Here is a 9,307-nt window from a genome sequence, read left to right on the forward strand (position 1 = left end):
CGCGATCCAGCACCTTGCCGGCATGAAGGATTCCAAGACCATCATCGCCATCAACAAGGATGAGGACGCCCCCATCTTCCAGGTCGCCGACATCGGCCTCGTCGCAGACCTCTTCAACGCCGTGCCGGAACTGACCGGAACCCTGTGAGACTTTCCCCGCGCAGCGATTACCGCCGCCGCTGGACCCAAATTATGGAGCAACCGATGGCCACCATTCTCGATCATCCCACCCGCCCCGAGGGCTTCTTCACCGCCAGCCTGGGCACGCGTGATCCCGAGATCGCATCCTGGATCGGCAAGGAGCTGGGCCGCCAGCGTGACAAGATCGAACTGATCGCGTCGGAGAACATTTGCTCCAAGGCGGTGCTGGAAGCCGCCGGTTCGATCCTGACTAACAAGTATGCCGAAGGCTATCCCGGAAAACGCTATTACGGCGGCTGCGAATACGTGGACGAGATCGAGACGATCGCAATCGAGCGGGCGAAGAAGCTGTTCGGCGCGCAGTTCGCCAATGTGCAACCCAATTCCGGGAGCCAGATGAACCAGGCGGTGTTCCTGGCGCTGCTGCAGCCGGGCGATACTTTCATGGGGCTGGACCTCAACTCGGGCGGTCACCTCACGCACGGATCACCGGTGAACATGAGCGGCAAGTGGTTCAAGCCCGTTCCCTATGGCGTGCGCGAGAACGACCAGCGCATCGACATGGACGAAGTAGCCCGCATCGCGCGGGAGAACAGGCCCAGGCTGATCATCTGCGGCGGCACGGCCTATTCACGCTTCTGGGATTTTGCCCGCTTCCGCGAGATCGCGGACGAGGTGGGTGCATATCTGCTGGCGGACATGTCGCATTTCTCCGGACTGGTAGCGGGCGGCGTCCATCCCTCGCCGGTGCCGCATGCACATGTCACCACCACGACCACGCACAAGTCGCTGCGGGGTCCGCGCTCGGGCCTGATCCTGTCGGACGACGAAGCCATTGCGAAGAAGATCAACAGCGCGATTTTCCCCGGACTTCAGGGCGGCCCGCTGATGCACATCGTCGCCGCCAAGGCAGTGGCTTTCGCGGAAGCGATGACGCCGGAGTTCGCAGCTTATGCGGCCGCCGTGCAGGCCAATGCCAGGGCGCTGGCGGAAAGCCTGATGGAACAAGGGCTGGGCATCGTTTCGGGAGGCACCGACAACCACCTGATGCTGGTTGATCTGCGCCCCTACGAAGCCAAGGGAAAGCATGCCGAACATGCGCTCGATCGCGCGGCGATCACCTGCAACAAGAACAGCATTCCGGGCGATCCCGAAAAGCCCTTCGTCACCTCGGGGATTCGTCTTGGCACACCCGCCGGAACGACCCGAGGCTTCGGCACCGACGAGTTCCGCGAAATCGGCCTGCTGATCGCCGAAGTGGTCGATGGCCTCAGGAAAAACGGTGAGGCGGGCGACGCGCAGATCGAACAATCGGTTCGCATGCGGGTGGAGAATCTCTGCGCCCGTTTCCCGATCTACAGCGGACTGGAATACACCACGTAGCGTCCGGACGAGCACCTGCCCCTACTTGATGCGGACGCCGAGCCGGATGCCCGCCCCGGCATCCGGCGCGCCCTCCGAGAGGCCCGCCGTGCCGTAGACACCCAGGGAGAGCCCCCTCGCCACCGCCGTGTCCACCCCGGTGGTGACCTGCTGTTCATCGGGCAGGCTGTCGCTGACGCTCTGCGCACGGCTGTAGGCGACATAGCCCCTTGTGCGCTCACCCAGTCTGGCGGCAATGCCGCCGCGCAGCGAAAGGCTGTTGCGAAGCGAAAATCCGTCGGGGTCGCCGGGCATGGTGTAGCTGACACCGACAAAGGGCGTGACGTTGCCCAAGCTTTTGGAAACTTCCGCCGCGAGCGCAAAGTCGGTTTTCCCGGTGCCGAGGTTCTTGCCGGCGGTCGGCAGCTTGGCCTCACCGGACAGGGTGAGGTCGGCAACCCTTGTGGGGACCGCATAGGACGCGCCGAGCGTGAGATCGCCGACGCCTTCGCGGCGGATTCGCCCGCCGGGGGGTATTGTCGGATCGACGATGATCGGCAGGCCCAGCAGCCCCCCCCCGACTACGACATTGCCCGGCCCCTCGATCCGCATGTAAGGGAGGCTTGCCGCCAGTTGCAGACGCCCGGTGGTGACTTTCACCGTGGCTGGCACGGAAAGCCTGCTGATTTTTTGATCGGTTCCGTAATCACCCTCCTCATAATCAAGGCCGGTGGATGTTTCGACGGCCATCGGAGCGCCCGTTTGTTGCGGATCCTGTGCTCCTGCCTGCATGGGCACAAGGGCCGTGCCAGAGATAAGAATAGCCAACAGTGGCAAGCCGCGCATGTCCATCACTCCCGATTGTTCATCGGAAAAACGGTTGAGCCGCGGCCATTAATCCGCCCGAACGGAAAAAAATGCGGCGAGCCTGGGAAACGCCGACGAACGACCGCCAAAAACCTCGGCAACGGACCCTTTCGGACGCGGCCGCCTAATCCGCCGCGTCTTTGCCTGCATCGGTCACATCCTGCACAATTGTCAGCGCACGAACGGCCTGAGGCCAGCCCAGGGTCGTCGCCGACAGGATCGCGACATGCTCAAGTTCCGCTTCTGAAATGCCTTCGGACAAGGCCCGACGCGCGTGCGAGTGGGCTGCTCCTTCCGAAGCAGACCCAAGAGCATAGGCAAGATGGATCAACCTGCGCTCACGGGCTTCCAATGGACCCGCCGCGCCGACCAACGCACCCAGCCGTTGATAGGCCTCCCACAGCTCGGGGTTGGCTTGTGCGATGCTCGCCGCGGCTCGCGGAAGCTTCACCTTTGGAGCGTCCGACAGTTCGCGTGGTTTTTTGGCCATGGGACCCTCCTTGCGCTTGCTCAAGCCTATCAGGGTAACGGTCTCGGTTGAGAGTGGTTTCGCCTGCCGTTTTGCCGCAGCTTGTGAGCCACCCGCTGGCTGCGTCCACGCCGTGGCGAGAAAGCGCCCATGTGCTGCAAGCCTCGCCGGAACGGTGGCTGGTCCGGCCGTCATTGACGATTTGGCCATTTCCTCAGTCCCCGCCGAGCGATATACCAGTGGATGTGACCGGGCGGCCGGGACGAGCGCAGCCCACGTAACAGACGATCGGGAGGCTCCGATGACGGTGGAAATTGTCGCAACAAAAAATGGACCGTATCTCCTGACCGGGGATTTGAGCCAGCTGGAGTTACGCGATGGAGATGGCCAGCTCTATGACGTCCAGGGCAAGCGCCGAGTTTTCCTTTGTCGCTGCGGGGCGTCGATCACCAAACCATTCTGCGACGGTCAGCATTCCAAGATCGGATTCCAAGCGGCAGAAGCCGCTGTGAGCTCCGGCTAACTGCGTTACTCAGGTCTTCTGCGCACGCAGCCGTTCAGGCGCCGCGCGCGGCGCTGGCATTTTCGCCGGAGTTTGACGTCCACCCTCACCGACATTGGCACGGTAGTAGCCCTGCCCAACTGCTCGAACACCGAGGCCTGGCGCGCGGTGTCCGACGTGCTGGCATAAGCCACGGCCACATCGAGCGTGATCGCGCCTTCGCGCAGGGCCTCGAATACAGGCTCAGCAAGATTGGCGAGGCGCAGGCGGCCGAGCACGAAGCGCTCGGTGAGACCGAAGCGCTTGGCGATGTCAGCGGGCGTCTTCTTTTCCATTTCGATGATGTCCTGGAACGCACGGCAGGCGTCGGCAGGCGACATTGAGAGCTTGAAGAAGTTCTCCGAGAGGCTGATCTCGACCGCGTCGCCCGCCTCAGTAACGACCATGACCGGCAGTTCGGTATCGGCGGGCAGATCGCCCTTTTCGATCGCGCGGTGGACGGCATCGAGCCGGCGGCCGCCGGCGGTGATGCGGTAGTGCCCCTTCTTGCGCGCCACGGGGAGGCCAATGAGGTTCTGGAGCATGCCGCGCGCGACGATGCTGGCCTCGAGTTGGGCGTCGGCCTCGGGATCGCTGGTCTTGCGCACATTGCTCGGCGACTTGGTCAGCTTTGATGCCGGGACGAGAATAATGGACTGGGACATGGAAATTCTCCTGGCGGACGAGGCCCGACCATTCAGGCCGCTTGCCGCGTCCGGTCTCCCACCCCCTTCCTTTTTGCGCGCAGCACGTCGTTCCAGTCGTTGAAGCCTTGAGGCGGCCAGAGCGTTTCGATGGTTCTGCCCGGCATCGTATGGGCTTGCGCAGCCTTGGCCGCGCCGATCCGCCCGCCGCGATCATTGTCGGGCAGCAGGATCAGCCGCGTGACCGTATCAGGAATGGCGATGCGGGCGAGCCGTTCGCTCCCGAGCGTAGCCCAGACCGGGATTCCCAATAAGGCGATGGCCGAGAGTGCGGTTTCGATGCCTTCGGCGAGGCCCAGCGTTTGGGTTGCCGGCGCGAGCACGACCGCGCCTCGTCCCGGAAGCCCCAGCATCCGGCGCGGATTGGCAAGGTCGCGGGCGCGGCGCGGTTCATGCGCATCGAGGAATGTCCGCTGGAGCGCGACGAGGCGGGATCGTTCGTGGAGCGCCGAGATCAAGGCGGGCCGGAATACCGCCAGTTTGCCTCCACCAAGCGGCGTTCGCGGGTGATACCGCAAGGCGGGCGATAACGGCTTTATGGCGCGGCGCTGGAGGTAAATCTCGGCCGGCGTCCCGGTTATCGGACGGGCCTGGTCCCACAGGTCAAGCGCACGCCGGCGCAGCCATCCTGGGCTCGCTTCGGTTGCGGACGGGATGGAAGCTCGCAGACTGCCCGACGGGACACGTATTTCGAGCCTTCTGATCGCGCGAATGACATCGATCGTATCGCAGCCCGCGAAGCATTTGAGCCGCAGCGCCTTCTCGCCGATGCGAACCGAGAGGCTGGGCGTGCGGTCGTCATGTGCGGGGCATCGGCACATCGCGCCACCAGGCAACCAAATCCCGCCGAGGCGTTTGACGAGATCTTCCGCCTGCGACTTGAGGTCTTGCGTCTGGCGAAGGCAGGGTATGGTGGGCATGATCCCTCCCGAAAAGCACCTGCCCTCCCCTCACCTCCACAAACTTCCCGTTTCCCGGAGAAACGAATGAGTGCGCCACCGTGCAGGACATTGGCCCCTTTTTGGGCGCGCCGGATTACCCCTCGGCGCGCACCGTTAGCCACAATTCCCGGAAATCCAGCGAGGAACACGCGCCGTGCATCCCGTTCGTGGGCGGCACGCACAGCGTCGCAGAAGTGGTCGTGCGACCTGCGTCCATGCAGTTCGATTTTGCTCAGTCAAACACTGCCGACAACATTTTGCGCTCTATTGCGGGCAGGTTTGGCATTTGCCCCATCGGTCGTAGCCGGAGCTCCGCCCGCCTTCCTGGACTTTGCAGGCCTGGACTTTGCAGGCCTGGACTTCTGCGATGCATCCGGGCTCGTACGTTCCGTCTCAGCGTCCTTCGCGGGTACCGGGACTGCGGCCGAAGACTTGACCTCGGCCGCGGGCAGCCTGGCCATACGCCGCTTCTTGGCCAGCTTTTCCGCCGGCGCCTTGCCAATGGGTTCGGCAATCTTGACCGGTTCTGCCTGAGGCGCCGGCGTAGCACTAGCCGCCGCTGCGTCATCGAGAACCTTGGCCGGTGGATCACCTATCACAACACTACCGTCCGTACTTAGGCCTTGCCGGGAGAACCTCGGTCGAGGCCTACCGGCAGATCGGGCAATTAGATCGTGGGGGGGCATGCCCCTCCACGATCTGATGATCAAACAGGCGGCATGAACGACAACCGGGATTAGCTTAACTCAGCCACCAAACTGAAAGGCGGGACCACCTCAGGGCTGTTGAAAGTGCTGCTAGTGACTAGGCGTGAACTTAGCCTCCAATGAAACCGGTGTAGCGAAAACGCCGTCCTTATAGAGATACTCCATATTGTCCGATGACAAGCGGATGTCGGGCAGGCGCAAGAGCAGAACCCGGAACGCAATGGCCATCTCGAACCGTGCCAAAGGTGCACCCGCGCAGAAATGGCGGCCTCCGCCGAACCCGAAATGCGGCTTCGCCTCGCGGTCAGGGTCGAACTCGTCCGGCCTCTCATAAACCTCGGGATCGCGATTGGCCGATGCGTAGCAGAGCCTGACGGTCGCATCCTGCGGCACGGTCATGCCACCGATCTCCGTCTCCGTCGTCGTCGTGCGGTGGAAGGCATGGAACGGCGGATTGAGACGGGTTGCTTCCTCGATTGCAGCTGCAAGGAATGCCTGGTCTTCCAGCATTCGCTTGATCAGATCGGGTCGCTGCAAGCTGTGGAACAACAGCGAACCAAGCGTGGAAGTCGTCGTCTCGTGCCCCGCCGTGAAAAATCCGACCATGAACCGCGCCAGTTCGTCATCGTTCAGCTTGCGACCGTTCAGTTCCGCATTCGCGATTTTCGAGAGGTAGTCGTCGCTAGGTGCCGCGCGCCTGCGGATCAGTTCCTCCAGTACCAGTCCGCCCAGTTCCATGATCACTTCCTGGCGGCGTTCCGGGCTTTTTCCGAATTCGCTGGAAACCGTCTTGATCCGTTCGATCGAGACGTGTTTCACCCCGATCGCTGAGCAGACGCCCAGAACGGGGAACGGATGTGCAAAATCGGCGATCAGGTCGCATTCTCCTTTGGCCGCGAACTTGTCGATCAGATCGTTGGCAATGGTCACGAGCCTCGGCTCGAGCGCGACGAGGCGCTTGGGGCTGAAAGCCTCCATGTACAGTCGCTTAGCGGCCATGTGTTCCGGTGCCTCCTGCTCCAACGCAAAAATGCGTGGCGCATCGGGATCGGCAGGCAGCAATACGCCCTTCACCGCTGACGAGAAGGTCTTGCCATCGCGCACGGCCGAAGCGACATCGCCATAACGCGTGACCCAGTAGAACCCCCCCATCGCATCGGCGTGCTGAACGGGGCAATTGCGAAGCTCATTGTACGCCTCGTAACATTCGTCGGTAGTGACGAAAGCGCTTGGATCCTTGGAAGTCTCAGGTGGGAACACCTTCGCGGGCTGCAATTGGTCGGCCATGATCTCTCCCATCGCATGCCCAGCAAATCACTAGACGATGCGTCTCGTTTCGATCTCTGTGGAGTGACAGCCCGCACATTTGTTGTCAAGACAACGATTGGCAGGGGAGCTCAGTTCTGGCACTGCTCCCCAAATGGGCAAGAACACCACGATCGACCTGAGAACGGAGCCGGGTGCAGCAAAGTTTCCACCTGATGGCTTGACGTTCGATGCCTTCGTCACGGTGCGCCTTTCCGCCACCGCCGCCATCGTCGAGGAATGCGCGCGCGCAATGCTGAGCGACGGGCATTTTCTCAACATCACGGAACTGCGTATTCTGGGCTACCTCAAGGCTCGTTCGGAAGCATCGGTCAGCACCGTCAGCCGCGACCTTGGCGTGGACAAGGCATGGATCAGTCGCCGGATCAAATCGATGGAAAAGCGTGGACTCGTCGCCAGCAGAAAGGGACTGGAAGACACACGAACCCTGATGGTCTTCCTGACAACAGTCGGAGCGCAGTTTTACGATCAGATCCGGGCCGACGTTGTTCCGTATTACTCCGCCATCGTGGAGGGGATCGACGTCGAGCTGTTGTTCGCGCTGCTCGACAGGCTGGAGGCCAACGTCCGGTCAGTGAAAGACATGCTGCAACGGCCGGAGGGCTGAACCCGGTCAGATCATCGTTTGAATGGAAACCCGCCAACCCTGACGAGGGAACAGGCGGACGAATCTTGCGTCCGCCTGTCTAGGCCGTGAACTCATAAAATGTAGCGGTGGCCGATAAGGGTCATTGGCGTTATCTTGATACCCATGAGAGCACTCGTCCTTCTGATCCCACTGCTGGCCATGGGCTGCGATCGAGTTGCGAACAGCTTTGAGGTTCAGGCTGCCGGAGCGGCATCAGCGGAACTCACCCTTTGTGGCCAATCTGCTCAGCTGACGCGGTCGGGAGAGCGGTTCGCTGGCGTGATCCCCATCCGCTGCGAAGGTGATGGGGTCATTAGAGTCCACTTTCCAAACCAGCAGGCCGTGGATTGCACGGTTGGCTATGTCACGCCCGGAGCGGTTCAGAGCTTCAAGTTCAAAGTCGAAAACGGTCGGTGCGGCTCATCCGATGCATAGTCTTTCCAGGCAGCTAGAAATGTGATTCAGGCTCTCGATGAGCCGATATGATCTGACTGACTTCGAATGGCGCGTGATCGAGCCGCTGCTGCCGAACAAACCTCGAGGCGTGCCGCGCGTCGATGACCGGCGCGTACTGAACGGCATCTTCTGGGTGCTTCGGTCGGGTGCACCTTGGCGTGACCTGCCGGAGCGCTATGGGCCGCGCACCACCTGCTACAACCGCTTCGTAAGATGGCGAAAGGCGGGCGTCTGGGACCGGATGATGGATGGCATCACCGCTGCCCACGACGACGACATCCAGATGATCGACAGCACTTCCGTTCGCGCCCATCAACAGGCCGCGACTGCAAAAAGGGGGATCGAGATCATTGTCTCGGTCGCTCCCGAGGCGGGCTCACGACCAAAATCCACGCGGTTGTCGACGGGCAAGGCCTCCCGATCCGACTGAGCCTGACCGCTGGACAAAGGCACGACGGGCAGGCGGCTGACGGACTGCTTGACCATGTGGGAGCTGGAACCATCGTGCTCGCTGACAAGGCCTACGATGCGGATCGCATCCGGGCTTCTCTCCGCGAGAAGGGGGCGTTCGCCAATATCCCGCCAAAGTCTGTAGCGCGACAAACTGGATGAGGTTTGCGCGTCAATCAGGATGAGAATGTGATTGTCGCGGCGCGTCATTGAGTGCCGATTTTAATTGTCGCTGGCAAGGGCCTCGTTCTCATCCTGATTGTCGCGGATGGCCTNCGCGAGCGTCATTGCGGGGTCCGGGAAGACGCGGTTCCATTCGCCAAATGGCTGGTTGGCGGTGATGAGCAGCGATTTGCGTTCGTAGCGCGCGCTGATCAGCTCGAAGAGCACCGAGGTTTCTGCCTGGTCGCGCGAGACGTAGGCAAAGTCGTCGAGGATGAGCAGGTGATACTTGTCGAGCTTGGAAATGGCGGATTCGAGCGAGAGTTCGCGCCGAGCGACCTGCAGACGCTGAACGAGGTCGGAGGTTCGGGTGAACAGGGCTCGCCAACCATTCTCCACCAGCGCAAGGCCGATCGCTGCCGCCAGATGGCTTTTGCCGCCGCCCGGCGGGCCGAACAGGATGAGATTGGCCCCCTGTTCGAGCCAGCCATCGCCGGCGCACAGCGCCATGACCTGGGCCTTGGAGATCATCGGCACGGCCTCGAAGGCGAAG

General features: G+C 62.0%; 8 protein-coding genes and 3 pseudogenes. 5 read left to right on the top strand and 6 right to left on the bottom strand.

Translation table 11 applies throughout. The features are described from left to right. Together IEX32_RS19495 and glyA are read left to right on the top strand one after the other, a co-directional pair. Positions 1-148: pseudogene (locus IEX32_RS19495) on the top strand (electron transfer flavoprotein subunit alpha/FixB family protein); the annotation flags it as partial. A gap of 56 nt (positions 149-204) precedes the next feature. Further along, complete coding sequence (glyA, locus tag IEX32_RS19500) at positions 205-1,524, top strand: serine hydroxymethyltransferase (protein WP_188773209.1); 1,320 nt, start codon at positions 205-207, stop codon at positions 1,522-1,524. A gap of 21 nt (positions 1,525-1,545) precedes the next feature. Here glyA and IEX32_RS19505 read toward each other — a convergent pair whose 3' ends face one another. Further along, the gene (locus IEX32_RS19505; RefSeq protein ID WP_188773210.1) at positions 1,546-2,355 is read right to left on the bottom strand and encodes a hypothetical protein; all 810 of its coding nucleotides are present in this window, start codon (positions 2,353-2,355) and stop codon (positions 1,546-1,548) included. A 139-nt stretch (positions 2,356-2,494) separates the two neighbouring features. Beyond that, the gene (locus IEX32_RS19510) at positions 2,495-2,860 is read right to left on the bottom strand and encodes a carboxymuconolactone decarboxylase family protein (RefSeq protein ID WP_188773211.1); all 366 of its coding nucleotides are present in this window, start codon (positions 2,858-2,860) and stop codon (positions 2,495-2,497) included. Positions 2,861-3,140: 280 nt separating this feature from the next. Here IEX32_RS19510 and IEX32_RS19515 point away from each other — a divergent pair, with 280 nt between their 5' ends. Beyond that, positions 3,141-3,362, top strand: coding sequence for a CDGSH iron-sulfur domain-containing protein (locus IEX32_RS19515; RefSeq protein ID WP_188773212.1), 222 nt, complete (start codon positions 3,141-3,143; stop codon positions 3,360-3,362). Positions 3,363-3,434: 72 nt separating this feature from the next. On the opposite strand, the pseudogene IEX32_RS19520 reads toward IEX32_RS19515, so the two are convergent. The 3 genes and pseudogenes from IEX32_RS19520 to IEX32_RS19530 form a co-directional block, all read right to left on the bottom strand. Continuing rightward, positions 3,435-4,045, bottom strand: a pseudogene (locus tag IEX32_RS19520) (ParB/RepB/Spo0J family partition protein); the annotation flags it as partial. Between the two features lie 32 nt (positions 4,046-4,077). Next, positions 4,078-5,004 carry a DUF7146 domain-containing protein gene (locus tag IEX32_RS19525; protein ID WP_188773213.1) on the bottom strand — a complete coding sequence of 309 codons (927 nt, stop codon included), beginning with the start codon at positions 5,002-5,004 and terminating at the stop codon, positions 4,078-4,080. Positions 5,005-5,822: 818 nt separating this feature from the next. After that, positions 5,823-7,019, bottom strand: a complete 1,197-nt coding sequence (locus IEX32_RS19530; RefSeq protein WP_188773214.1) for a cytochrome P450 — start codon at positions 7,017-7,019, stop codon at positions 5,823-5,825. A gap of 133 nt (positions 7,020-7,152) precedes the next feature. Between IEX32_RS19530 and IEX32_RS19535 the strand changes: the two genes are divergently transcribed. After that, positions 7,153-7,665, top strand: a complete 513-nt coding sequence (locus IEX32_RS19535) for a MarR family winged helix-turn-helix transcriptional regulator (RefSeq protein WP_188773215.1) — start codon at positions 7,153-7,155, stop codon at positions 7,663-7,665. A gap of 493 nt (positions 7,666-8,158) precedes the next feature. Beyond that, positions 8,159-8,733, top strand: a pseudogene (locus tag IEX32_RS19540) (IS5 family transposase); the annotation flags it as partial. 81 nt (positions 8,734-8,814) lie between these two features. On the opposite strand, the gene IEX32_RS19545 reads toward IEX32_RS19540, so the two are convergent. After that, positions 8,815-9,307 (bottom strand): ATP-binding protein (locus IEX32_RS19545; protein WP_188773216.1); only part of this gene is annotated, 493 nt, incomplete at its 5' end.

The organism is Novosphingobium endophyticum (assembly GCF_014640675.1).
In the GTDB taxonomy this organism is placed as follows: Bacteria; Pseudomonadota; Alphaproteobacteria; order Sphingomonadales; family Sphingomonadaceae; genus Novosphingobium; species Novosphingobium endophyticum.

Coding starts and splice junctions, on each gene's coding strand:
- glyA (WP_188773209.1), top strand. CDS start 205: ATGGCCACCATTCTCGATCATCCCACCCGCCCCGAGGGCTTCTTCACC.
- IEX32_RS19505 (WP_188773210.1), bottom strand. CDS start 2,355: ATGGACATGCGCGGCTTGCCACTGTTGGCTATTCTTATCTCTGGCACG.
- IEX32_RS19510 (WP_188773211.1), bottom strand. CDS start 2,860: ATGGCCAAAAAACCACGCGAACTGTCGGACGCTCCAAAGGTGAAGCTT.
- IEX32_RS19515 (WP_188773212.1), top strand. CDS start 3,141: ATGACGGTGGAAATTGTCGCAACAAAAAATGGACCGTATCTCCTGACC.
- IEX32_RS19525 (WP_188773213.1), bottom strand. CDS start 5,004: ATGCCCACCATACCCTGCCTTCGCCAGACGCAAGACCTCAAGTCGCAG.
- IEX32_RS19530 (WP_188773214.1), bottom strand. CDS start 7,019: ATGGCCGACCAATTGCAGCCCGCGAAGGTGTTCCCACCTGAGACTTCC.
- IEX32_RS19535 (WP_188773215.1), top strand. CDS start 7,153: ATGGGCAAGAACACCACGATCGACCTGAGAACGGAGCCGGGTGCAGCA.